The sequence below is a fragment of the Bradyrhizobium sp. 6(2017) genome, from assembly GCF_011058295.2.
Taxonomy (GTDB): domain Bacteria; phylum Pseudomonadota; class Alphaproteobacteria; order Rhizobiales; family Xanthobacteraceae; genus Bradyrhizobium; species Bradyrhizobium septentrionale.
The window spans coordinates 7,770,274-7,793,090 of the sequence record NZ_CP049289.2; the positions used below are offsets into that span (position 1 = coordinate 7,770,274).

The window sequence follows — 22,817 nt, forward strand, 5'->3', positions numbered from 1 at the left end:
AACCCGCATAGTGAGCTTCGAGCCGGCGGCGCGGCAAAGCAACTGAACGACGATGCGCCCCGTGGCGAGATGGCACGGTTCTCCGGGAAGGAGCTGTCATGCGTTTTGCGATCGGCGACGCGACCGTCGACGTCATCGTCGATGACGATGATTTTGCGCTTCCGCTGTCCGAGTTTCTGCCCGGGTATGATCGAAGCCTGATCGAAGCGCATCGCGATATCCTGGAGCCGGTGTTTATCGATCTCGCCCGGGACCAGGCGAAACACGCGATCCAGAGCTTCGTGGTGCGAACGGGCGGACGCACCCTGCTGATCGACTCCTGCATCGGCGAACACAAGGACATCCCCGAGATCCCAGCCTGGCACCGGCGGAGCGGCAGCGGCTTCCTTGATCGGTTGCGCGGGAGCGGTATCGATCCGGCCGACATCGATCTGGTGTTCTGCACCCATCTGCATGTCGATCACGTCGGCTGGAATACGCGCCAGGACAATGGCCGCTGGCAGCCGACCTTTCCCAACGCGCGCTATCTGTTCGGCCGCCGCGAGCTTGCCGACTGGATGACGCAACACGATACCGGCCGGGCCGCGCCGATCCACGCCCGCGCCCTGGAACAGAGCGTCATTCCGATCGTCGAGGCAGGCCGTGTCGATCTGGTCGACGACGGCCATGAGCTCGGTCCCGGTCTGCGGCTCGTGCCCCTGCCGGGCCACACCAGCGGGCAGATGGGTCTGCTCGTCGACTACCCACAACATCGTGCGATCTTCTGCGGGGATGCCGTGCACAATCCGGTGCAGGTCTTCCAGCCCGATCTCTCGACGTCATCCTGTGCCGACCCGCAGCTGGCGGGCGAGACGCGCACGAAAATCCTGGCAGAGGCCGCAGACAGCGACCGGCTCGTCATACCCGCCCACTTCCGTGGCTCGCGCTGCGCCCATATCCGTCGAGACGGCAACCGCTACGCGCCGGTGTTCGACATCGGGCATGGGGGAGACCGCGATGCGCGGAGCCGCGGCTTACCGCCATGGAAACGCGAGACCAGACTCAGTGAGCCGTGAGGCGACTACCCGGCGGGCGTGCACCGCGTCGCGGTAATCTTGATGCCGAACCCTGCGGTCTCTTCGCGAAACTGCTTGATCGATTGCGCGCTGCGATGCGCCTCGAAAGCGGCGTCATCCTGATAGACCTCATAGATCAGCAGTTTCGAGGCATCCTCGCGCGGCACCAGGATCTCGAAATGCAGCGTACCCGGCTCGTCCTTCAGCGACCGGGCGCCGTGCGCCGATAGCAGCGACAGCACCTGATCCCGCTTCTCTGGCGCGACCTCGACGGTGGCAATGAGTGCAAGCTTGGTCATGACGATTCTCCTGTTTGGTTGATCATTCCGGCAGCGGCTTGCCGGCCTGCTCGCGGACGATGTAGTCGGCGTACCAGTCCGGCCAGTTCGCATCGTGTCCACCGGTCCGCTTTTCGTGCTCGCCATGGGCGGTGGCTGCGCGGCGCAGTGCGGCGGCGAGATCGGTCGTCGAAGTGAAGGTCGTGCTGTTTCCATCGACACGTCCGGGCAGGCGCTGCGTGACCTGCTGCAGCAGCCAGACATTGCCGTCGGGATCGCTGAACGTGGCAAGCGAGCCGTAGCTCGGCCGCTCCGGATCCGGTCCCTTGATGCGGCCTTGCGGCCCGCGGTGGAACACCTCGCTGACATCGACGCCGCGCGCGATCAACTCGGCGCGCGCCGCCGCGATGTCGTTCACGATCAGGAAGCGCGGCAGCGCGGATCCCTTGTCGAGATGAACAGAGGTCGGCGAGCCCGGCGGCGTCAATTGAAGCGCGCGGGAGCCGTCCGCCCTGACGAAATCGGCGTCGAGCCGCCAGCCCAGGTTCTCATAGAAGCGCTTGGCGCGATCGACATCAGACACCGGGATCACGACGACTTCGAGCTTCATGTCGACGCCCGGCTTCGAACCCATGCTTTCGGTACCCATGGCCCGCTCCTTGAAATGTGAGGGACCGGGCGGAAGATGCCCGTTGCACCCGGATCCACGATAGCGCATATCACTATGAAAATCATAGTAACAATGCTGAATGAAGAAAACGTGATGGCAAAGCCAAAGGGCAACCCTGCTGACCGAACGCTCTGTCCGGTGGCACGCGCGGAGACCGTCGTGGGCGATCGCTGGACCGTGCTGGTGCTGCGCGAGCTGTTCGCGCGCAACCACCGCTTCGAGGAGGTTCAGGCCTACACCGGCGCGACACCCCAGATGATCGCGGCACGGCTGAAGAAGCTGGAGGCCAACGGACTGGTGACGCGCCGCATCTACAACAAGCATCCGCTGCGCCACGAGTATCATTTGACGGAGAAGGGCGCGGCGTTCTTCCCCGTGATGTTCGCGCTGCGTGCCTGGGGCGAGACCTGGTGCAAGTCGCCCAGGGACGGTCTTTCCATGAACTACACCCACCTCACCTGCGGCAAGCCGGCCGGACTCGGTCCGGTCTGCCAGGCCTGTGGCGAGCCGCTGCATTGGGCCGACATGGCCGCCGAGCGAATGCCAAAATACCAGAGAGAGCGTGACGCGCGCTGGGAGGCCTTCAAGGCGACCCGCTGAATTCCCCGACGCCGCCGGCGCAAGCGGACGACGCGAAAGTCTTCGCACCGTCGCAGCGTCTCGATCACACGGGGCCGACCCGGCCGAGCCCTGCACAACAAACGGAGACCACCATGCCATTCGTTCGCATCGACCTGAAGCGCGGCAAGTCCGCCGAATACCGCAAGACCCTGGGCGAGATCGTCTACAAGGCGATGCTCGATGTGATCAACGTGCCGCAGAATGACAAGTTTCAGATCATCACCGAGCATGATCGCGGCGACCTGAACTACACCGAAAGCTATCTCGGCAACACCTACAGCGACGATCTTATCTTCATCCAGATCACGTTGAATGCCGGGCGTACGGTCGAAATGAAGAAGGCGTTCTACAAGCGGATCGTGGACGATTTCCAGAGCCAGTTGCAGGGCCGCCCGGACGATATCTTCATCAGCCTGGTCGAGGTCGCCAAGGAAAACTGGTCGTTCGGCAACGGCATCGCCCAATACGCAAGCTGACCCCCGGGGAACAGGGACGCGGCGGACGGTTCGCTGTCTGCATGGCGGCTCGGCAAAATGCCGGCCGTCCGCCGCTTGCGATCGGCATTGCCAGCCCGCATAGTGCGCCTGCACGAACAACAACAAACAGGGAGGCAACCATGAGGACGATCGCAGCCGCGCTGTGTGCGCTTACGCTGATCGCAACCGGTGCGCAGGCACAGACGCTCAAGGATTTCATGGCGACAGTCATGAAGAAATGGACCGCGCCGTTCGAACCGTTTCAGCTGATCGGCAACATCTATTATGTCGGCACTGACGGCATCGCGGTCTACATCATCAAGACGCCGCAAGGGCTGATCCTGATGGATACGGCGATGCAGCAGTCGACCGGCATGATCAAGGACAACATCGCCAAGCTCGGCTTCAAGGTCGCCGACATCAAGGAAATCCTCAACACCCACGCCCATCTCGATCACACCGGCGGCTTTGCCGAGATCAAGCAGGAGACCGGCGCGCAGCTGATCGCCGGCGAACGCGACAAGCCGCTGCTTGAAGGCGGCTACTATCCGGGCGACGAGAAGAACACCGATCTCGGCTTTCCGCCGGTCAAGGTCGATCGCACCGTCAAGGAAGGCGACAAGGTGACGCTCGGCGACGTGACGCTGACCGCGCACACCACGCCCGGCCATTCGCCCGGCTGCACCAGCTGGGAGATGACGGTGAAGGACGGCAACCAGGAACGCACCGTGCTGTTCTTCTGCAGCGGGACGGTGGCGCTGAACCGGCTGGTCGGCCGCCCGACCTATACCGGCATCGTCGACGACTACCGCTCGACCTTCGCCAAGGTCAAGGGAATGAAGGTCGACGTGCTGCTCGGGCCGCATCCGGAGGTTTATGACATGCAGGCCAAGCGCGCGCAGATGAAGGACGGCGCACCCAACCCGTTCGTCAAGCCCGGCGAAAACGCCAGCTATGTGGCGGGCCTCGAGCAGGATTTCGACAAGCAGATCGCCAAGCAGACCGCCGCGTTGCAGAAGGCCAATTGATCACGCTGTTTTTCGGCCGTTGCCGCGGCAACTAAGGTTGCAGCGGCTTGACATCGCCAGGCAATCCATCGACAGGTGGATTGCCTTTCCGCTTTTGCAGCACGCAATGACGGAACACAACAAGACAGCAATGGGAGCCGCCCGATGTCGTCCCGCAAGCCCGCCGCCGGCAAGGGCAAGACCGTCACCGTCAAGGACGCCACCTTCGGCCTGCTGCGCGCGTGGGGCATCAAAAAGGTGTTCGGCAATCCCGGCTCGACCGAATTGCCGTTCCTGAGCGACTGGCCCGATGACATCGATTACGTGCTCGGTTTGCAGGAGGCTTCGGTCGTCGGTATGGCCGACGGCTATGCGCTGGCGACGCGCAATGCCGGTTTCGTCAATCTGCACTCGGCGGCCGGCGTCGGCAACGCGCTCGGCAACATCTACAACGCCTATCGCAACCAGACCCCGCTCGTCATCACCGCGGGCCAGCAGGCGCGCTCGATCATGCCGCTGCAGGCCTTCCTCTATGCCGAGCGCGCGTCCGAATTTCCGCGTCCCTATGTGAAATTCGCCGTCGAGCCGGCGCGCGCCGAGGACGTGCCCGCCGCGATCGCGCGCGCCTATTATGTCGCGATGCAGCCACCCTGCGGGCCGACCTTCGTCTCGGTGCCGATCGACGATTGGGCGCATGCGACGCAGCCTATCGATGCGCGCCAGGTCAGCCGCGAGGTCGGCCCTGAACTGTCAGCGATGCAAGCGCTGGTGACCGCGCTCGGCGAGGCCAAGCGCCCTGCCCTCGTTGTCGGCCCCGCCGTCGATCGCGCGCAAGCCGTCGACCTCATGGTGAAGGTCGCCGAGAAGACCAAGGCCGCGGTCTGGGCCAGCCCGTTCTCGGCGCGCTGCTCGTTCCCCGAGCGGCATCCGCAATTTGCCGGCTTCCTGCATGCCGCACCCGACCAGCTGTCCGACGCGCTGCGCGATCACGATCTCGTCGTCGTGGTCGGCGCGCCGGTGTTCACCTTCCATGTCGAAGGCCATGCCGCGATCTTCGACGGCGCGACCACGATCTTCCAGATCACCGACGATCCGGACGCTGCGGCGATGACACCCACCGGCCGTAGCATCGTCGCGACCATGAAGCCGGCGCTGTCGGCGCTGCTCGAGCTATTGCCCGAGACCAGGCGCACCGCAGCCGCGGGACGCGTCCTGCCGCCGGCGCCCGCGGCCGGCGATCCGATTCCCGCCGAATACGCGCTGCACGTGCTCGCGGCCGCGATGGGGCCGCACGATGCGCTGGTCGAGGAAGTGCCGTCGCACCGCCCGCTGATGCAGAAGGCGATGCCGATGCGCGGCCAGGACAGCTTTTACACCATGGCGAGCGGCGGCCTCGGCTACAGCCTGCCCGCCGCGGTCGGCATGGCGCTCGGGCGCCACGAGGGCCGCACGGTCTGCCTGATCGGCGACGGCTCGGCGATGTATTCGATCCAGGCGCTGTGGACCGCCGCGCAGCGCACGCTGCCGCTGACGGTCGTGGTGCTGAACAATTCCGGCTACGGCGCGATGCGCTCATTCAGCCAGGTGATGCAGGTGCGCAACGTGCCAGGCCTCGATTTGCCCGGCATCGATTTCGTCAAGCTCGCCGAAGGCATGGGCTGCGATGCAATGCGGGTGACGAAATCGGCCGAGCTCGCGAGCGCCTACAAGCGTGGCCTGTCGCATCAGGGCACCAGCCTGATCGAGGTGATGGTGGATTCCGCGGTGCCGCTGCTCTACACGCAGAAGAGCTGAGCGGCGATCCGTAGGATGCGTAGAGCGAAGCGAAACCCATCGTTCTGGCCGCGGATACGAATTGATGGGTATCGCTGCTCCACCCATCTTACGAGAGTGCGTGTTGCTGCTCCAGCGCGGCTGATGGCGCCGGCACCTCGCAACCGGTGGCGCAGCAGCGTCCGGGCTGCTTCGACACCCGCTGCCCCTCGTCGACGAGGCCGCGGCCGAGCAGGTTCTCGACCAGCTCGGCCTTTTCCATCACCGGATAGTTGCGCCAGATCTCGCGCTTCATCGCCTCCGGCGAACCGCCGCCATGCAGCGAGATCACCGAGTACCAGCCAGCTTGGTGCGAGACCGTGAGGTCCTCGATCAGCCGCGCCACCTCGGCGCGCTGCTCGGCCGGGATGTCGGGACGTCCGCCCATGACAGCGGCGAGCGAGGCGCGCGTCTCCGGATTGTGGTCCTCGTCGGGACCCGGCAGCGCGACGATCAGCCCGCCCGACACATAATGCGCCACGCGGTGCATGTCGTAGATCTTGGTCGCCAGCAAGAGCTTGCCGATGTTCGAGAACACCGCATCCGGCATTACCGAGCCGGCGGGGTCCTTGGTGCAGTAGACCGAGGACGCGACGCCGCAGGCGTAGAAGCTCTCGGTGATGGTGATCAGCTCGACCATCGCCTCACGGATATGCGCGTGCTTCTCGGCATCGAGCCCGTTGGCCTCGATCATCAGCGCGCCGGCGCCGATCAACAGATCGCCGAAGCCGGCGCGCGCGCCAATGCAGGAGTGGCGGTGATGGGTGGCGTAGGACGTGGTGAGGAAGCCGCCCTCCTCGGTCTCGCCGGCGAGGAAGACACGATCATGCGGCACGAACACGTCGTCGAAGATCACGACACCGACCGACTGGCCGTACTTCGCCGAGAATTTCGCAGCTGCATCGCCGGGCCGGCCGGCCGGGCGCGCGACGATGGTGACGCCGGGCGCATCGACCGGCACCGCGCAGCACACCGCAAAATCCTTGTCGTCGGGCACGTGGGTGCGGCACGGCATGACCAGGAATTCGTGCATGTAGGGCGCGCCGGTAACGATCGCCTTGGTGCCGCGGATCACGATGCCGTCGGCGCGGCGCTCCTTGATGTGGACATAGACGTCCGGGTTGGCCTGTAGCCCCGGCCGTTTGGAGCGATCCCCCTTGGCATCGGTCATGGCGATGCCGAGCGTCAGGTCATGGTCCTGCACCTCGTGCAGATAGTTGAGGAAGCGCTGGCTGTAGTCGGTGCCGTGGCGATCGTCGGTCAGCTTCGTCACCTGATACAGGCTGTTGAGCGCATCATGGGTCAGATAGCGTTGCGCGCAGCCCGATGTCCGGCACACCAGCCGCACCGCCTCGAGCTTGGTGAGCAGGTCCTGCGAGCTCTCATTGATGTGGAGCATGCGGTTGACAGTCTTGCCCGAGGTGCCCTGCCGCGCCGTCATGATCGGCGCGTGCTCGGCGCGATGCGCGAAATCGTAGGTCACGCCGACACCCGCCACGCCCGGCGCCAGCAACGGCTCGTCCGCGACGCTCGCGACCGCCTCGCCGTTGACGAACACCCGCGGCTTGTAGCGGCGCAGGGATTCCCGGTAGTCCGCAGCCGTCATCAGCATGGCGTTCTCCCTTGCTCATTTTTTCTAACACTGTTAAATTATCTAACGGTGTTTGAATTGAGTCAAGACGGATTCGCCTGAACATGCAGATGCGCGAGAGCAGGAAGGAAGCGGTCAGCCGCCACAAGCGGGAGCTGATCCTCGATGCGGCGCGTAGCGTGTTCGCCGAGGAAGGCCTCGAGGGCGCCAGCCTGCGGGCGATCGCGACCCGGGCCGGCTACACGCCGGCGGCGCTGTATTTCCACTTCGATTCCAAGGAAGCGATCTATGCCGAGGTGCTGCGGCAATCGCTGGCTTCGCTCGGCCAGGCCGTCAGCGCCGCGGTCACGACGACGCGCGGCGCCAAACAGAAGCTGCATTCCGCAGGCATGGCTTTCTTCCGCTATTATGCGGACCATCCACGCGACCTCGATCTCGGCTTCTATCTGTTTCGCGGCGGCATGAAGCCGGCCGGGCTCGGCCACGACCGCGACCGCGAGCTGAACGCCGCGCTGGAGGCTGCGCTGCATCCGATCGCGGAAGCGGCCGAGGCGCTCGGCGCGTCGCGTCAGAAAGCCAACACCGTGATGGTGGATTGCTTCGCGCACGCGACCGGCCTGCTGCTGTTGCTGCACACCGGCCGCATCAGGATGTTCGGCGCCTCGGCGCCCGATCTGATGGACACCTATCTGCGCGACCGGATCGCGCAACTCGGCAAGGCGTGAGGCCCGTGAGGATGGCACCGGCGGACGGGTTCCCTCCCCCCTTGCGGGGGAGGTTAGGGAGAGGGTGTCACACGGCACACTCTCTCAATATGAGTCTCAACGATACGCGATCGAAGTTGCCAAAGCGCGACGGACTTCAATCATCTCGCCCGGGGCTTACCCCTCTCCCCGGCCCTCCCCCGCAAGGGGGGAGGGAGCCTGACTAGCGTGCTCACCTCACGTGAGTGGCTACACGTAATGAGTTTCGTAGCCCGGATGGTGCGCAGCGAAATCCGGGATTCACGTAACGACGTTTGACCCGGATTACGCTTCGCTCCATCCGGGCTACAGACTTCACTTCCCGTGCGTCTCGCGCATCTTGGCCTGGATCTTGGCCATGCCGCCGATCCAGCGGTCGTAGTTCTCGGTCTTCTTGCGCATGTAGCCGAGCACCTGCGGGTGCGGCAGGATCAGGAAGGTCTCCTGCTCGATGCCCTTGATCGCGTCCTGCGCGACCTGCTCCGCGGAGAGATCGCCGTCGCCGGATTGCGGGCCCCTCGGGATTGAGCGCAGCATGTTGGTCTCGACGCCCTGCGGGCAGAGGATCGAGACCTTGATGTTGTCGGCGCGGTGCGAGATCGCGAGGTTTTCGGCAAAGCCGACCGCGGCGTGCTTGGTGGTCGAGTACGCCGGGCTGCCGACCTGCGACAGCAGGCCCGCCGCGGAGATCGTGTTGAGGAAGTAGCCGCCACCGCGCGCCTTCATGCGCGGCACCAGATGCCGCGCAGCATAGACATGCGCCATCACATGGATCGCCCAGCTGCGCGACCACGGCTCGTCGGAGGTGCCGCCGGCATTTTTCGACAGCGGATCGAAGCCGCCGCCGATGCCGGCATTTGAACAGAACAGCGCGATCGGGCCGAACATGCGCTCGGTCTCGTCGATCACGTGCAGGATATTCTTCTCCTGCCCGACATCGCATTTGAAGGCCGCGCCGCCGACCGAGGCCGCGACCTTCTCGGCCGCCGCGTGATCGAGGTCGACGACCACGACCTTGGATGCGCCCGCGGCGTGGAACGCCTCGCACAGCGCCTTGCCGATGCCATTGCCACCGCCGGTGACCACCACAACCTTACCCGCCACCTGCATGGCCATCCTCCCGATATCTTGATCCGAGAGCATCATACGGAAAAGTGGAAGCCGGTTTTCCGAAAGATGATGCTCAACTAGCGGCGACCATGATATCGCATCTTTGGCCGGTGCATGATCTTTTCGATGAGGGGAACGCTCAGCTCGCCAGCACGACGTCGAACACCGCCGTATAGTGGCAGGCGGCCCCGAGCAGCACGAAGCCGTGCCAGATCGCGTTCTGGAAGCGCAGCCGCCGCCAGGAGTGGAAGATCACCCCCAGGCTGTAGAGAATGCCGCCGGCCAGCACAAAGCCGAGCGCCATCGCCGGCAGCGCCTTGACGACGCGGTCGTAGAGCATGATGCCGCTCCAGCCGATCGCAAGGTAGAGCCCGACTGCGAGCCGGTCGAAGCGGCCGGGATAGCGCAGCTTCAGCCAGATCCCGACGATCGCCACGCACCACACGCCGACGAGTAGCGCGATCGCGAAAGTGCTGTCCTTCAGTTCCACGATGAACGGCGTATAGGTCGCGGCGATCAACAGATAGATCGCAGAGTGATCGAAGCGCCGCAGCACCCATTTGGCGCGCGACACTGGCCAGAGATTATAGGTCGCCGACAGCACCAGCATCGCGAGCAGCCCCGCGACATAGACCGACACCACGGCGACGTCGAACGGGCCGGCATAGACTGCGGTCAAGACGATCAGCGCGGTGGCGGCGACCAGCCCGAAACAGACGCCGATGATGTGGACCACGCCGTCGGCGATCAGCTCGGCGCGGTCGTAGTTCCACAGCGCGGCGCCGGCCGCGTGGATCGAGGTCGAGGCGAATTGCTTCAGGCGGAAGACCGTCATGCAGGCTTTCCTGTGTACCGACAGATTATGGGTATCGCTGATATTGCGGCACGTTCAACCCCTCGCCTGCAAAGGCGCCGGAAATGTGAAGCTTGATTTTGCCCCGATAATCGCCACCTTGCGGGTGATCGCCCGCCCCTTTTGGCTCCTCCTGCCGGGTCCTTTCGTTAACCCTCCATGCCCCCCAGGTTTCGAGATATCGTCGAGGAAGCGCGTCTCTCGGCGCGGGCGCTGCTCGACTATGGCGAGGGCTTCTTCAACCCGACGGTGCGGCTCGGCGTCACCGGCCTGTCGCGCGCCGGCAAGACCGTGTTCATCACGGCGCTGGTGCACGGCCTGACCCGCGGCGGCCGCTTCCCGGTGTTCGAGCCCTATGCCTCGGGGCGGATCGCGCGCGCCTATCTCGCGCCGCAACCCGACGATGCGGTGCCGCGCTTCGCCTATGAGAGCCATGTCCGCACTTTGGTCGAGGAGCTGCAATGGCCGAGCTCGACCACGGACATCTCCGAGCTTCGCCTCGTGATCGAGTATCAGCGGCAAAATGGCGCGGACCGCACGCTGACCCTCGACATCGTCGACTATCCCGGCGAGTGGCTGCTCGACCTGCCGCTGCTGGCCAAGAGCTACGAGCAATGGTCGGCGGAAAGCCTTGCGCTGTCGCGCGAGCCGCTGCGCGCCAAACTTGCGGCGCCCTGGCACGCGCATCTGGCAACGCTGAAGCCGGAGGGCAAAGCGGACGAGCAGGCGGCGCTCGCCGAGGCAAGATTGTTCACCGACTATCTGCGCGCCTGCCGCGACGAACGCTTTGCGATGAGCCTGTTGCCTCCCGGCCGCTTCCTGATGCCGGGCAACCTCGCCAATACGCCGGCGCTGACCTTTGCGCCGCTCGACGTGCCCGTCGACGGCAGTGCGCCGGACGGTTCGCTGTGGGCGATGATGCGGCGGCGCTTCGAGGCCTACAAGGAGGTCGTGGTGCGGCCGTTCTTCCGCGATCATTTTGCGCGGCTCGATCGCCAGATCGTGCTCGCCGATGCGCTGGCCGCATTCAATGCCGGGCCCGAGGCACTGCACGACCTCGAGGCCGCGCTCGCTGGCATCCTCGACTGCTTCCGGATCGGCCGCAGCACGATCCTGAGCGCGCTGTTCCGGCCGCGCATCGACCGCATCCTGTTCGCGGCGACCAAGGCCGATCATCTGCATCACCAGAGCCACGACCGGCTGGAGGCCGTGCTGCGGCGGATCGTGGCCAGGGCCGCTGAGCGCGCCGAATATGCCGGTGCTGCGATCGACGTGGTGGCGCTTGCCGCGGTGCGCGCCACCCGCGAGGCGCAGGTCACCCGCGGCCGCGACCGGCTACCGTCGATCCTAGGCACGCCGGCGCCGGGCGAGGTCGCCAACGGCGAGCGGCTTGACGGCGAGACCGAGGTCGCGACCTTTCCGGGCGACCTGCCCGACAATCCGGAGGAGCTGTTCAACGGCGGATTCCGCGGCCTCTCCAGCGCCGGCGCCGAGGCGGCCGACTACCGCTTCCTGCGCTTCCGCCCGCCGAAGCTGGAACGAAACGGCGATGCGGAGCCGGCGCTGCCTCACATCCGCCTTGACCGCGCTCTCCAGTTCCTGATCGGAGACAAACTGCAATGAACGAGAAGACGCCCCCGCGGCGGCCGGCGACGTTCAAGCTCGACGATCCCGGCGTGGTCGTGATGGATCCGAACGACGGTGGCCGCCTCAGCCGCGGCACGATCCAGATCGTGCCCGAGGCCGAGCCCGTGCAGCTCCCGGTGCCAACAGATGCGCCGCTGTTGCCGGCGCGCCGCGGCTTCCGCTGGGGCACGCTGTTCTGGAGCGCGGTCGCGGGCCTCGTGGTGCTCGGCACCGGGCTTGGCGTCATCAATCTGGTCGAGGATCTGTTCGCACGCAATGAGGGCCTCGGCTTCCTCGGGCTGGGGCTTGCCGTCATCGCCGCGGTGGCGCTGGCGGTCGTCACCATGCGCGAGCTCATAGGCCTGGCGCGGCTTGCCACCATCGAGAAGCTGCATCTGCGCGCCGCCGAGGTGCTGGTCAGCGACGACCGCGCTGCGAGCCGGGCTGTTGTCGCCGATCTGCTCAAGCTCGCGCACCAGACCCCGCAGCTCGCCCGCGCCCGCAGCGCGCTGCAGAGCCACACCGACGACATCATCGACGGCGCCGACATGATCCGCCTCGCCGAACGCGAGCTGATGGCGCCGCTCGACGAGGAGGCGCGGCGGCTGGTCTCGACCGCCGCGCAGCGCGTCTCGGTGGTCACCGCGGTCAGTCCGCGCGCGATGATCGACGTGCTGTTCGTGTTCGTGGCGTCATTGCGGATGATCCGCCAGCTGGCGCGGCTCTATGGCGGCCGGCCCGGCGCGCTCGGCATGATCCGCCTGCTGCGCCACGTCATCGCGCATCTGGCGATCACCGGCGGCATGGCGGCAAGCGACAGCCTGATCCAGCAGATGCTCGGCCACGGCATCGCGGCAAAGCTCTCGCAGCGGCTCGGCGAAGGCATGCTCAACGGCCTGTTGACCGCACGGCTCGGCCTCGCCGCGATCGACGTCACCCGCCCGCTCCCCTTCAACGCCTTGCCGCGCCCGGCGCTGACCGATCTGGCAAAGGACCTGATCCGCAAGCGTGACGAAGAGGAATAGCCACCAGCTCTTTCCGAGCAGGACAACGCCAGTTGCTGCGCCCTCTCCCCTTGTGGGAGAGGGCAGCTCAGATGCTCGTCACGAACTCGCTTGGGTGAGGGGTATCCATCCGCGCGCACCGCTCCCGCGGCGAGAACCCCTCATCCGGCGCGCAAAGGCGCGCCACCTTCTCCCACAAGGGGAGAAGGAAGACGCATCGCCAGCACGCGCCAGCGGAAGAACGTGGTGTCCGGCGGCGGCGACAGATCGGGCGTCCAGCCGCTGATCTTCTCCAGCGCATAGGTGTCCATCACCATGCCGCGCCAGCTCCGCGTCACACGCTCCAGCGGCTGACGCACTGCTGATGTCTCGCTCCACAGCGGCAGATTGTTCTCGGGCTCGCGCCCGACATAGATGCCGACATGATCCCTGATCGTGCTCATGCCGGGATCGGCAAAGCCCTGGAAGCGGCCGCGCTCGTTGACCTCGATGACCGGCACCTGCCCGCGCAGCAACCAGCGCAGCATCGCGTAGGTGCGGTAATCCGTGGTCGCGACCCAGGTCGCGCCGGTCGCCTGCACCTGCGCCAAGGTGCGCGCTGCCACCAGATCGTAGCCGGCCTCGGTGCCGATCGGATCGGTGCGGCCGATCAGATTCCACGGCGCGAACATGTAATAGAGGAAGACGCAGACGACGAACACGATGCCGGTGGAAATGGCGGTCCGGGCCCAATAGACCGTCGATTTGACTAAGCCAACCGACCAGCCCTCGAACGGCATCCGCGTGACATTGATGGCAACCGCCGCGAAGCCGGCCGGCCACAGGAACATCGGCCAGGTGTCGCCGACCCGCAAGGTCAAGGACTTCCAGAGAAAGTAGCCAAACGGCACCAGCACCGCGGTCGCCAGCAGGATCGCGACCGGCTCGCGCCTGATATAGCCGCGCCACGCTGTCAGTACTGTTCCGAACAGCGTCACCGGCAGCAGCACAAAGCCGACCAGCCCGAACTGCATGCCGATGAACTCGCCGAAAGTCCGGAGCGTCAGATCGCGCTCGGCGGTGGCGCGCACCGCCTGGAAGCGGAACGAGGCCCAATCGTGCTCGGCATTCCAGATCAAGACTGGTGAGAACACGACGATCGCGATCAGCGCGGCGAGATAAGGATACGGGCTGCGCAGCCAGCGCCAACGCCAATCCGGCACCAGCGCGAAGGCGAGCACCGCCGGCGCGAACATGATCGCGGTGAATTTCGACAACAGCGCCAGCCCGGCAAACAGCCCCGCGGCGAGCCACCAGCGCCCGTCATTGCCCTGCGCGAGCCGCACCAGCGACCACAGCATCGCCACCGAAAACGGGATCAGCGCGGTATCGGGCGCCACCTTGGCCATCAAGAGCCCGTAATAGAGCGCCGCCTCCGGCAGCAGCAGCGCCAGCATCACGGCGCGGACATTGTTGGATGTCACGCGGCGGACGATGTCGGCGAGCAACAGCTGGGTCGCCAGCATCGCCACGATGCCACCGAGGCGGACGCCGAGATTGGTGTCGCCGAGGATCGCGGTGCCGAAGCGGATGAACCAGGCCACCATCGGCGGATGGTCGAGGAAGGACAGCACGTTTTCCTTCGACCAGGTCCAGTAATAGGCCTCGTCGGTGCGCAGATCGAGCGCATGGGCATAGACCAGCCGCATCACGGTCATGGCAACGATCACGGCAATGACGCCGCGCCAATCCGGCGCGCGCGACCGGGCCGGCTTAACGCTGTTGTTATCGGCTCCAGGTTGGGCTTGGGCTATCGTCACGGCGGGCTTTTTGTTCGACTCTTAACGGAGTGTCAACGTGCTGCAGTGCCCGTTGTCACGGCCCGTCCGGACCCGTGGTGGTGTTCAGCGCGGGAATTAAGCACTAGACTTGCCGATCATGAATCACATGGCCTCCCCCTCGCGCGAGCACCTGCAGGATATGGCCCGCGGCGTCGGCCTGCGGCAGATCCGCCTGGTCACGGGGGCGATCATGTTCGCCTACCTGATCAGCCATTTCCTCAACCACGCGCTCGGCAATATCTCGACGGAGGCGCTGGCGATCGGGGTGTACTACCACACCGAATTCTGGCAGTTCCTGCCGGTCGCGATCACCTTCTACAGCTCCTGCCTGGTGCACACCGCGCTCGGCATCTGGGCGCTGTATCAGCGCCGCGAGTTCCATTGGAAGACGATCGAGCCGCTGCAGCTCACGCTCGGCCTCAGCGTCCCGATGCTGATCGTTGCGCACGTTGTGGGCGTGCGGCTCGGCCAGACCCTGTACGGACAGGAGAAGCTCTACCCGCAGGAGCTGTACACGTTCTTCATCTCGGCACCGAACCGGCTGTGGCTGATGCTGGCGGTGCTGGTGATCGCCTGGGTGCATGGCTGCATCGGCCTGTATTTCTGGCTCCGGCTGCGTCCGTTCTTTACGCGCGCCGCACCATACCTGCTAGCTGCCGCGGTGCTGATCCCGACCCTGGCGATGCTCGGCATCTATCAGGGCGGCCGCGCCACGATGGAAGACTATCAGGATCCCGACTGGCGACGCGAGGAGCTGTCGGTGCAGAAGCTCGGCACGGCGGCGCAGGCGACCACGCTCGAGAAGATCACGGACCGCCTGACGATCGGCTATCTCGGACTGCTCGGCCTCGTGCTGCTGGCGCGCGGCGCGCGTGCCCTGCTGGAGCGCCGCGGCGGCATGATCGCGCTGTCCTACGGCAACGGCCGTACGCTGCGGGTGCCGAAGGGATTGAGCGTGCTGGAAGCGAGCCTGCGCTACAACGTGCCGCATGCCAGCGTCTGCGGCGGCCGTGCGCGCTGCTCGACCTGCCGCATCCGCATCATCGGCGATCATGCCGCCCTGCCCGAGCCCTCGCCGCGCGAAGCCTTCGTGCTGCACCGGGTCGGCACTGACGATCCGTCGATCCGGCTGGCCTGCCAGTTGCGGCCGACCGCCGACCTGACCTTCTTCCAGCTGTTCCTGCCGCACACGATGTCGGCGAATGCGCACGCCACCCATCCGACGCGGGTCGGCCAGGAGCGTTATCTCGTCAGCATGTTCGTCGACATGCGCGGCTCGACGCAGCTTGCCGAGAAACGGCTGCCGTTCGACACCGTGTTCATCGTCAACCGCTTCCTCGGCGCGGTGTCGCAGGCGGTGCTGGAAGCCGGCGGGCGACCGAACCAGTTCATCGGCGACGGCATGCTGGCGCTGTTCGGGCTCACCACCGACCGGCAGCTGGCCTGCCGCCAGGCCTTGCGTGCGGCAGCGCTGATCGCGGCCAATATCGACGAGCTGAACCAGTTCCTCAGCCACGATCTGCGCGAGCCGATCCGCTTCGGCATCGGCATCCATGGCGGCGAGGTGATCGTCGGCGATATCGGCTATCGCGACCACATGGTGTTCACCGCGCTCGGCGATGCCGTCAACGTCGCGGCAAGGCTGCAGGACATGACCAAGGCGCTGGCCTGCGAGGCGGTGATCTCGGACGAGGTGCGCGTCACCGCAGGCCTCGCCGACGATGCGCTGCCGGCCCAGGAGGTCGCGATCCGCGGCCGCAACGAGCCAATGACCGTGCGCACCGTCGAAGCGACCCGCATCCTGTCCGCGCTCGTCGACGACCGTCGCGCCGTCGCGGCCTGACCGGGTTCATCTCCACCCCACTCCGAGTGTGACCTGCCGCACATCCAAGCGCGCGTTCAGCAGAGATGCTCGAACGTGCCCCGTGCCGGATGCAACTGACTGGCGATGGGTAACGCTGCAACCGCGCCGCGACAGAGTTCAACGCGCATCTGAAGGAGACGACCATGCTTCGCAAAGTCACGCTTGCTCTCGCTACTGCCGCAACCCTCGGTGCCGCCGCGCTGGCGCCGACCTCGGCCTCCGCCAAGCCGTTCTTCTGGCATCCGCATCACCATCACTTCTGGGGTGGCCCGGGCATCGCCGTCGGCTTCGTCGATTCCGGCTGCTACGCCACCCGCCTGGTGCTGACGCCTTACGGCTGTCGCTATCGCACCGTGAACGTCTGCTACTGATCGAACCCTCCGGTTGGATCGAAATGCCCCGGTCGCCAATGCGACCGGGGCTTTTCGTTGTTGCGTCGCAACGCTGGTGGACGCTGCGAAAGCTCAATTGACTTGCCCTTGTCAGGTGCGACATTTGCGGCTGCGCGCATTCCATGATGCGAAGGCGCGCAAAGGCAAGGGTGAGCCTGGTGATGACCAGCTCACGACAGAACAGCTTCGGAGGAAGCGGAATGCTCGATCGACGAGACTTGATGAAGCGCGCCGGGTTGGCCGCGTTGGTGACGGGGCTGGGATCAAGGGGCGCATTCGCCCTCGACACGGTGACGCTGCCGTTCGGCAATGGCGAGCGGCCGCTGGTGCGCTACCCGCAGAAGCGCCCGATGATCGGCCTGACCAGCCGGCCGCCGCAGCTGGAAACGCCATTTGCGATCTTCAACGACGGCCCGCTCACGCCGAACAACGCATTCTTCGTCCGCTATCACCTCGCCGACCTCCCCTACAATCTCGATCCGGACAAGTTCACGCTGGAGATCAAGGGCAAGGTCGACAAACCGCTCAAGCTGTCGCTGAAGGATATCAGGAAGCTGAAGGCGACCGAGCTCGTCGCCGTCAACCAGTGCTCCGGCAACAGCCGCGGCTTCTTCAATCCGCGGGTCGCCGGCGGCCAGCTCGGCAATGGCGCGATGGGCTGCGCGCGCTGGCACGGCGTGCCGCTGAAGACCGTGCTCGACATGGCCGGCGTGCAGGCCGGCGCCAAACAGGTCACCTTCAACGGCATGGACGGTCCGGTTAGCGACAAGACCCCGGATTTCGTCAAGGCGCTCGATATCGACCACGCGCGCGACGGCGAGGTGATGCTGGCCTGGGGCATGAACGGCGAGGACCTGCCGTTCCTCAATGGCTTCCCGCTCCGCCTCGTGGTGCCTGGCTATTACGGCACCTATTGGGTAAAGCACCTCAACGAGATCAACGTCATCGACAGCGTGTTCGAGGGCTTCTGGATGAAGTCCGCCTACCGGATTCCGGATACGCCGAACAACGCGGTCGAGCCCGGCACCGCACCGAAGGCGACGATCCCGATCAACCGCTTCACGGTGCGCTCGTTCATCACCAGCGTCGCCGACGGCGCCAAGCTCAAGGCAGGCCGCACCATGCTGCGCGGCATCGCCTTCGACGGTGGCAAGGGCATCAAGGAGGTCGCGGTCTCGACCGACGGCGGCAAGAGCTGGATGCCGGCCAAGCTCGGCAAAGATCTCGGCAAATACGCATTCCGTGAATGGAAGCTGCCGGTAAAACTCGCGGCCGGCCCCTCAGACCTGAAGGTGCGTGCCACCAACAATGCGGGCGACACCCAACCGATGGATCCGTTGTGGAATCCGGCCGGCTATCTGCGCAACGTCGTCGAAACCGTGCGTGTCACGGCGGCGTGAGGAGAAGCATCATGACCAGCAAGCTGCTTGCCTCACTCGCCGCGATCGCCGCGCTGTCGATCGGCGCCGCGATCGCCGCGCCCGTGAACTACAAGGTTCCCGAGGAGACCGCGGCGTTCAAGCCGGGTCCCAACCTCGACGTGGCGCAGAACAACTGCACCGCCTGCCACTCGGCCGACTACATCAAGACCCAGCCGCAGGGCGAGAAGTTCAAGAAGGACTTCTGGCAGGCCGAGGTGACCAAGATGATCAAGGTCTACGGCGCGCCGATCGACGATGCCGACGTCGGCAAGATCGTCGAATACCTCACCGCGACCTATTGAGATGCGGTCGATTTGAACCCCGCGCGCCGGCGGAAGACCTACGCGCGGGGCCATTGATCCAATATGGGTCGTGGAACCGACACTTTTTTGCAGCGCAAAAATTGACCATGAAACAGGCAAACCGGCACCAAATCCCTGCAAAGCGGGTTGTTTCCGGTCAGAATCACACCGTCGTTTGATCTACCCAGCTTTTTCCAAACTGCTATCCTGTAGTTACGGACAAGCCGGTTTGTGCGGGGACCGGCTGGTCTGTTTTCGATTGATTCCGCGGAGACGACTGGAATGCCCAAAGGTACAGTGAAGTGGTTTAACCCGACCAAGGGTTACGGATTCATCCAGCCCGCAACGGGCGGCAAAGACATTTTCGTGCATATTTCTGCGGTTCAGAAGGCTGGTCTTCAAAGCCTGAACGAAGGCCAGACGGTCGAATACGAAGAGATCGCCAATCGCGGCAAGACGTCAGCCGAGAACCTTAAGGTCTAGCGCAACAGCGCCAGACCCGGCGGCGCACTCTCGGACGTCATCCGGGAGTGGGGGCCGATCCACACACCAGACCACGTGACGTTCGGCGGAGCGGGCACGATGCCCGCGCGCCACGGCGTAGTCCTTTTTTCGGCCGCTATCGATCGCGTGCCGACACTTAACTCTTTATTCCAGGGAAGCGCGCCGCGGCGGAGTTGCCGCGTTACAGACAGGTGCCGCCCTGACCTGTGCCGCACGGCACCTTCTTCGGCAATTCCTGGATCTTGCGTTTGGACTCGGCCTGCGCGAGCACGTCGAACACGCTCGACGGCGCGAGCTGGGTGGCTTTGCGGAAATCCTCGGTCGCCTTGTCGGTGTGGTTGAGCGCCTCATGCGCCTTGGCGCGCGCGAACACACCCTCCACGGTCTCCTTCTGCGCAATCGCCCGATCGAGATCCTCGACCGCCTTGTCGTAGTTGCGCAGCGTCGACCAGGTGATGCCACGCAACGTCAGCGCCGCCTGATCATTGGGCCGTGAGCTGAGGACCAGATTGAGATCCTTCATCGCGTCATCCGGCTTCTTCGCCCCGAGATAGGCCCGCGCGCGCAGCACATGCGCGAAGGGATCGTTGGGCGCCCGTGCGACGATCTGGTCGAACGCGGCGATGGCGCGGTCGTATTGGGCCGAGGTCAGCATCGCGAGCCCGCGGCCGAGCTGCGCCGTGGGATTGTTGGGGACTCGCTCCAGCACACCGTTGATGTCGACCAGCCCCTCGTCGGTGCGGCCCTTGAGCATCAGCGCAAGGCCGCGCCACGATTTGGCGATCAGATTGGTCGGCACCAGCGCGAGCGCCTGATCGAAATCCAATAGCGCCTTGTCGAGCCGATTGAGATTGAAATAGGCGAGCCCGCGTTCGGTGAAGGCCAGCGTCTCCTTGGCGTTGAGCGAGATCGAATGATCGTAATCGGCGAGCGCGTCCTTCACCTTGCCGGTGTTGGCCTTGACGAGGCCGCGGGCGAGATAGGCCAGCGAGTTATTCTGATCGAGCGTGATCGCGCGGGTGGCGTCGGCCGTGGCATCGTCGAACTGCCGCAAGCTCGCGGCATTGAGCGCGCGGAAGGCGAGCAGCTGGGGATCGTCCGGCTTGAGCTTGAGCAGGTCGTTGAGATCGTTGCGCGCCTCCGCCAGCCGGTTGAGCCGTGAATAGGCCTGCGTGCGCAGCCGCAGCGCCGCCTCGTTGCGCGGGTCGCCGCTCAGCACCTGGCTGAGATTATTGATCGCGCCCGCGAAATTGCCCTGTGCGATAAACTGCTTGGCCTGCTCGATCTGCTGGTTGCTCGAGGCCGGCACCGCGGCGGGCGGTTGCGCCGCCGGCGCGGCGGCAGCCGGCGTGGTCGGTGATGGCGCGGCTGCGCCCGATTTGGCGAGCTCGGCCTGCATCGCGGCCGCCTGCTGGCGCTGCTCCTGGATCTCCTTGTTGCCGGGAAGCACCGCCAGCAGCCTGTCGAAGTCGGCAATGGCGCGGGCATAGTCCCCCTTGGCGCTGTAGAGCTGGGCGCGGGCGAAATAGGCGTTGCGCTCGGTCTGCGGCGCCTGCGCGATCGCACGCGAAAAATCCTCGATCGCGCGATCGATGTCGCCCTTGCGGCGATAGGCCTGGCCGCGCCAGTAGAACGCGTTCGGCGTGCTTGCGTTGATGGCAATCGCGGTGTTGGCGTCGGCCAGCGCCGCGTCGGGCTGTCCGGATTCGACATAGGCCCGCGCGCGCCCGACATGGGCTGCGGGGAGATCCTGCCGCAGCGTGATGGCCTGGTCATAGTCCGAGATCGCGTCAGTCCAGGCGCGCTGGTCGGCGCGCAGATTGCCGCGCGCAAGGTAGCCGAACGGGCTCTTCGGCTCGAGCTCGATCGCGCGATCGAAATCGGCGCGGGCCTGATCCAGGCTGCCCTTGCGCTGCTGCACATAGCCGCGCGCGATCAGCGCCGACACGAATTGCGGATTGAGCTGCAGCGCAGCATCGGCATCGCCCAAGGCCTGATCGATCTTGCCGCGAGCAATATAGTATCGCGAGCGGCCGGCAAAAGCCTTGGACCGATCGTCGGTGGACCGTGCGGCATCGCTGATGATGGCCGAGCACGCCGCCTCGGCCTTGTCCGTCGGCGGCCCGTTGCAATCCTCGACGTCGCCCGCGCGCGCCGGGCCGGCGAGCGCGGGCAGCAGCGCAAGCGCCACCAACAGTTGGAAACGAACACCGCTGACAGCGGCATCGGTGCAAGTCGGACGTAAACGCATATCGTGCCTCGGGTTGACCGAATGCCGTTCGTCTTATCGCGTCACTTGGTTCTTACGGTGGTGAGCGTGGAAGGTAGTTGTCGAAGCTTGTTCCGAACTTGGAGCTCGGTTCCAGCGCCGATGACGCAGCTAACTATCCCTATAATCAATGGGAATGGAACTCTACGGAACGCGCGCGCGGCAACACCAAGCCGTTCAATCTTCCGTCACCCATTGGGCGACGGTCATGACGTCAGGCGGTTGCAGATAGCCGCGGGGCCAGAGATCGACAACCCATTCCACCTTGGTGGCACGCTCGACCAGGACGGCGGTGTTGTGCGGCGTTTGCCCCAGCGAAAATCCGCGATAGTGGGGATCGCCGACGTCATGGAACTTGAACAGGTTCCAGGCCTGCATCACCAGCATCAGGCTGGTTGTGTTGCGGGTGGTGTCCCAGCAATCGTAATTGTGCTTGTCGTCGTTGGCGCGGAAGTCCGCCTTGGCCACGCGCTTGTCGGTGCCGAGGATCGGCCCCATCCGGCGATCGAGCCAGATCACGGCCTTTTGCACCGCCGCCCGTTCAGCGGCGGCATTGGCGCGGCCACCGGCCATGATCTTGCCCAGGGCCGCCCTGTCGGCCGCGCTGAAATCCAGCATCTCGCGGCGCCGGCAGACGAAGCCGTAGCAGACCGTCATCGTCGAGGCCGACGGCGGATAGATCGAAACCGACGTGAAGAGCTGCATGATTCCCGAGCTGAGCTCGGCCGCACGGGCCGGCGCCGCTGTTGGCAGGGACAGCATGAACACCGCCAGCGCGCCGGCGAACCCGGCCCGCATCGTTCGTATCGGCTGATCGACGTCTTTCATCACCACGGCCCCCAACTGAACCAGAGGATTATCGCGGGTGCGGCGCGATGCCAATACATCCCGCGCATGGCTGTGGATCACATCGGGCGCATATCAGCCGACCGGCAACGGCGCGTCGCGCTTGACTTCCTCCATGACCGCGTAGGTTCGCGTTTCGCGCACGCCCGGCAACGCCAGCAGGATCTCGCCGAGAAATCTGCGATAGGCGGTCATGTTGGCGACGCGCGCCTTGACCAGATAGTCGAAGCCGCCGGCCACCATGTGACACTCCAGCACTTCCGGCGCGGCCTGGACCGCCTTGGCGAAGCGCTCGAACACGTCGGGCGTGGTCTTGTCGAGCAGCACCTCGACGAACACCAGCAGGCCGAGCCCAAGCCGGTGCGGATTGAGCCGTGCGCCATAGCCCTCGACGAAGCCGTCGCGCTGCAGCCGCTTCAGCCGTTCGCCGACCGAGGTCGGCGACAGGCCGATCCTTTCCGCCAGCTCCACATTGGCAATCCGGCCATCCCCTTGCAGAATCGAGAGGATTTTGCGGTCTATCTTATCGATCTCTGTCATATCTACGGCAATT

The 22,817-nt window shown here is 65.3% G+C and carries 22 protein-coding genes; 13 read left to right on the forward strand and 9 right to left on the reverse strand.

What is annotated here, in order from left to right; translation table 11 throughout:
* Positions 1–98 precede the first annotated feature (98 nt).
* On the forward strand, positions 99–1,055 hold the full coding sequence (locus G6P99_RS36970) for an MBL fold metallo-hydrolase (protein ID WP_245284630.1): 957 nt from the start codon (positions 99–101) through the stop codon (positions 1,053–1,055).
* A 5-nt stretch (positions 1,056–1,060) separates the two neighbouring features.
* On the opposite strand, the gene G6P99_RS36975 is transcribed toward G6P99_RS36970, so the two are convergent.
* Complete coding sequence (locus G6P99_RS36975) at positions 1,061–1,354, reverse strand: putative quinol monooxygenase (RefSeq protein ID WP_029080429.1); 294 nt, start codon at positions 1,352–1,354, stop codon at positions 1,061–1,063.
* Positions 1,355–1,376: 22 nt separating this feature from the next.
* Entirely contained in the window at positions 1,377–1,982 is a 606-nt protein-coding gene (locus G6P99_RS36980) for a VOC family protein (RefSeq protein ID WP_035976677.1), read from the reverse strand.
* Between the two features lie 114 nt (positions 1,983–2,096).
* Between G6P99_RS36980 and G6P99_RS36985 the strand changes: the two genes are divergently transcribed.
* From G6P99_RS36985 to mdlC, 4 genes are all read left to right on the forward strand, one after another.
* A complete protein-coding gene (locus G6P99_RS36985) occupies positions 2,097–2,603 on the forward strand; it encodes a winged helix-turn-helix transcriptional regulator (protein ID WP_029080308.1) in 507 nt (168 codons plus the stop codon).
* A 113-nt stretch (positions 2,604–2,716) separates the two neighbouring features.
* Complete coding sequence (locus tag G6P99_RS36990) at positions 2,717–3,100, forward strand: tautomerase family protein (protein WP_029080309.1); 384 nt, start codon at positions 2,717–2,719, stop codon at positions 3,098–3,100.
* A gap of 140 nt (positions 3,101–3,240) precedes the next feature.
* A complete protein-coding gene (gene blaBJP, locus G6P99_RS36995; RefSeq protein WP_029080310.1) occupies positions 3,241–4,128 on the forward strand; it encodes a BJP family subclass B3 metallo-beta-lactamase in 888 nt (295 codons plus the stop codon).
* A gap of 144 nt (positions 4,129–4,272) precedes the next feature.
* Positions 4,273–5,901, forward strand: coding sequence for a benzoylformate decarboxylase (gene mdlC, locus G6P99_RS37000; RefSeq protein WP_029080311.1), 1,629 nt, complete (start codon positions 4,273–4,275; stop codon positions 5,899–5,901).
* Positions 5,902–5,989: 88 nt separating this feature from the next.
* On the opposite strand, the gene G6P99_RS37005 is transcribed toward mdlC, so the two are convergent.
* Positions 5,990–7,531, reverse strand: a complete 1,542-nt coding sequence (locus G6P99_RS37005) for a 4-hydroxyphenylacetate 3-hydroxylase family protein (RefSeq protein ID WP_029080312.1) — start codon at positions 7,529–7,531, stop codon at positions 5,990–5,992.
* 89 nt (positions 7,532–7,620) lie between these two features.
* Here G6P99_RS37005 and G6P99_RS37010 point away from each other — a divergent pair, with 89 nt between their 5' ends.
* Entirely contained in the window at positions 7,621–8,235 is a 615-nt protein-coding gene (locus G6P99_RS37010) for a TetR/AcrR family transcriptional regulator (RefSeq protein WP_246709730.1), read from the forward strand.
* A gap of 333 nt (positions 8,236–8,568) precedes the next feature.
* Here G6P99_RS37010 and G6P99_RS37015 read toward each other — a convergent pair whose 3' ends face one another.
* Both G6P99_RS37015 and trhA read right to left on the reverse strand, forming a co-directional pair.
* Positions 8,569–9,363, reverse strand: coding sequence for an SDR family oxidoreductase (locus G6P99_RS37015; protein WP_029080314.1), 795 nt, complete (start codon positions 9,361–9,363; stop codon positions 8,569–8,571).
* 139 nt (positions 9,364–9,502) lie between these two features.
* Positions 9,503–10,198: a PAQR family membrane homeostasis protein TrhA gene (trhA, locus tag G6P99_RS37020; RefSeq protein ID WP_029080315.1), complete on the reverse strand. Its 696-nt coding sequence runs from the start codon at positions 10,196–10,198 to the stop codon at positions 9,503–9,505.
* Between the two features lie 177 nt (positions 10,199–10,375).
* On the opposite strand from trhA, the gene G6P99_RS37025 reads away from it, so the two are divergent.
* The gene (locus G6P99_RS37025; RefSeq protein WP_165125671.1) at positions 10,376–11,839 is read left to right on the forward strand and encodes a YcjX family protein; all 1,464 of its coding nucleotides are present in this window, start codon (positions 10,376–10,378) and stop codon (positions 11,837–11,839) included.
* Positions 11,836–12,867 (forward strand): YcjF family protein, encoded by a 1,032-nt coding sequence (locus G6P99_RS37030; RefSeq protein WP_165125674.1) that lies wholly within the window; start codon positions 11,836–11,838, stop codon positions 12,865–12,867. The genes G6P99_RS37025 and G6P99_RS37030 overlap by 4 nt, the downstream gene beginning before the upstream one ends.
* Before the next feature lie 140 nt (positions 12,868–13,007).
* Here the strand turns inward: G6P99_RS37030 and G6P99_RS37035 are convergent, their stop codons facing one another.
* Positions 13,008–14,543, reverse strand: coding sequence for a glycosyltransferase family 39 protein (locus G6P99_RS37035; protein WP_051346163.1), 1,536 nt, complete (start codon positions 14,541–14,543; stop codon positions 13,008–13,010).
* Between the two features lie 229 nt (positions 14,544–14,772).
* Here G6P99_RS37035 and G6P99_RS37040 point away from each other — a divergent pair, with 229 nt between their 5' ends.
* The 5 genes from G6P99_RS37040 (at position 14,773) to G6P99_RS37060 (ending at position 19,128) form a co-directional block, all read left to right on the forward strand.
* Positions 14,773–16,509: an adenylate/guanylate cyclase domain-containing protein gene (locus G6P99_RS37040; protein ID WP_029080318.1), complete on the forward strand. Its 1,737-nt coding sequence runs from the start codon at positions 14,773–14,775 to the stop codon at positions 16,507–16,509.
* 164 nt (positions 16,510–16,673) lie between these two features.
* On the forward strand, positions 16,674–16,901 hold the full coding sequence (locus tag G6P99_RS37045) for a hypothetical protein (protein ID WP_165125677.1): 228 nt from the start codon (positions 16,674–16,676) through the stop codon (positions 16,899–16,901).
* Positions 16,902–17,122: 221 nt separating this feature from the next.
* Entirely contained in the window at positions 17,123–18,322 is a 1,200-nt protein-coding gene (locus G6P99_RS37050; protein ID WP_029080320.1) for a molybdopterin-dependent oxidoreductase, read from the forward strand.
* Between the two features lie 11 nt (positions 18,323–18,333).
* A complete protein-coding gene (locus G6P99_RS37055) occupies positions 18,334–18,645 on the forward strand; it encodes a c-type cytochrome (RefSeq protein WP_029080321.1) in 312 nt (103 codons plus the stop codon).
* Between the two features lie 282 nt (positions 18,646–18,927).
* Complete coding sequence (locus G6P99_RS37060) at positions 18,928–19,128, forward strand: cold-shock protein (RefSeq protein ID WP_029080322.1); 201 nt, start codon at positions 18,928–18,930, stop codon at positions 19,126–19,128.
* A 202-nt stretch (positions 19,129–19,330) separates the two neighbouring features.
* Here the strand turns inward: G6P99_RS37060 and G6P99_RS37065 are convergent, their stop codons facing one another.
* The 3 genes from G6P99_RS37065 to G6P99_RS37075 form a co-directional block, all read right to left on the reverse strand.
* Positions 19,331–21,400, reverse strand: coding sequence for a tetratricopeptide repeat protein (locus tag G6P99_RS37065; protein WP_165125680.1), 2,070 nt, complete (start codon positions 21,398–21,400; stop codon positions 19,331–19,333).
* 195 nt (positions 21,401–21,595) lie between these two features.
* The gene (locus G6P99_RS37070; RefSeq protein WP_029080324.1) at positions 21,596–22,216 is read right to left on the reverse strand and encodes a hypothetical protein; all 621 of its coding nucleotides are present in this window, start codon (positions 22,214–22,216) and stop codon (positions 21,596–21,598) included.
* Positions 22,217–22,339: 123 nt separating this feature from the next.
* Positions 22,340–22,804 carry an Lrp/AsnC ligand binding domain-containing protein gene (locus G6P99_RS37075; RefSeq protein ID WP_029080325.1) on the reverse strand — a complete coding sequence of 155 codons (465 nt, stop codon included), beginning with the start codon at positions 22,802–22,804 and terminating at the stop codon, positions 22,340–22,342.
* Between the last annotated feature and the right edge of the window lie 13 nt (positions 22,805–22,817).

Coding starts and splice junctions, on each gene's coding strand:
- G6P99_RS37030 (WP_165125674.1), top strand. CDS start 11,836: ATGAACGAGAAGACGCCCCCGCGGCGGCCGGCGACGTTCAAGCTCGAC.
- G6P99_RS37005 (WP_029080312.1), bottom strand. CDS start 7,531: ATGCTGATGACGGCTGCGGACTACCGGGAATCCCTGCGCCGCTACAAG.
- G6P99_RS37045 (WP_165125677.1), top strand. CDS start 16,674: ATGCTTCGCAAAGTCACGCTTGCTCTCGCTACTGCCGCAACCCTCGGT.
- G6P99_RS36985 (WP_029080308.1), top strand. CDS start 2,097: ATGGCAAAGCCAAAGGGCAACCCTGCTGACCGAACGCTCTGTCCGGTG.
- G6P99_RS37050 (WP_029080320.1), top strand. CDS start 17,123: ATGCTCGATCGACGAGACTTGATGAAGCGCGCCGGGTTGGCCGCGTTG.
- G6P99_RS37035 (WP_051346163.1), bottom strand. CDS start 14,543: ATGACCGTGATGCGGCTGGTCTATGCCCATGCGCTCGATCTGCGCACC.
- G6P99_RS37075 (WP_029080325.1), bottom strand. CDS start 22,804: ATGACAGAGATCGATAAGATAGACCGCAAAATCCTCTCGATTCTGCAA.
- G6P99_RS37015 (WP_029080314.1), bottom strand. CDS start 9,363: ATGCAGGTGGCGGGTAAGGTTGTGGTGGTCACCGGCGGTGGCAATGGC.
- G6P99_RS37070 (WP_029080324.1), bottom strand. CDS start 22,216: ATGCGGGCCGGGTTCGCCGGCGCGCTGGCGGTGTTCATGCTGTCCCTG.
- G6P99_RS36990 (WP_029080309.1), top strand. CDS start 2,717: ATGCCATTCGTTCGCATCGACCTGAAGCGCGGCAAGTCCGCCGAATAC.
- blaBJP (WP_029080310.1), top strand. CDS start 3,241: ATGAGGACGATCGCAGCCGCGCTGTGTGCGCTTACGCTGATCGCAACC.
- trhA (WP_029080315.1), bottom strand. CDS start 10,198: ATGACGGTCTTCCGCCTGAAGCAATTCGCCTCGACCTCGATCCACGCG.
- G6P99_RS36980 (WP_035976677.1), bottom strand. CDS start 1,982: ATGGGTACCGAAAGCATGGGTTCGAAGCCGGGCGTCGACATGAAGCTC.
- G6P99_RS37055 (WP_029080321.1), top strand. CDS start 18,334: ATGACCAGCAAGCTGCTTGCCTCACTCGCCGCGATCGCCGCGCTGTCG.
- G6P99_RS37025 (WP_165125671.1), top strand. CDS start 10,376: ATGCCCCCCAGGTTTCGAGATATCGTCGAGGAAGCGCGTCTCTCGGCG.
- G6P99_RS37010 (WP_246709730.1), top strand. CDS start 7,621: ATGCGCGAGAGCAGGAAGGAAGCGGTCAGCCGCCACAAGCGGGAGCTG.
- G6P99_RS36970 (WP_245284630.1), top strand. CDS start 99: ATGCGTTTTGCGATCGGCGACGCGACCGTCGACGTCATCGTCGATGAC.
- G6P99_RS37065 (WP_165125680.1), bottom strand. CDS start 21,400: ATGCGTTTACGTCCGACTTGCACCGATGCCGCTGTCAGCGGTGTTCGT.
- G6P99_RS37060 (WP_029080322.1), top strand. CDS start 18,928: ATGCCCAAAGGTACAGTGAAGTGGTTTAACCCGACCAAGGGTTACGGA.
- mdlC (WP_029080311.1), top strand. CDS start 4,273: ATGTCGTCCCGCAAGCCCGCCGCCGGCAAGGGCAAGACCGTCACCGTC.
- G6P99_RS37040 (WP_029080318.1), top strand. CDS start 14,773: ATGGCCTCCCCCTCGCGCGAGCACCTGCAGGATATGGCCCGCGGCGTC.
- G6P99_RS36975 (WP_029080429.1), bottom strand. CDS start 1,354: ATGACCAAGCTTGCACTCATTGCCACCGTCGAGGTCGCGCCAGAGAAG.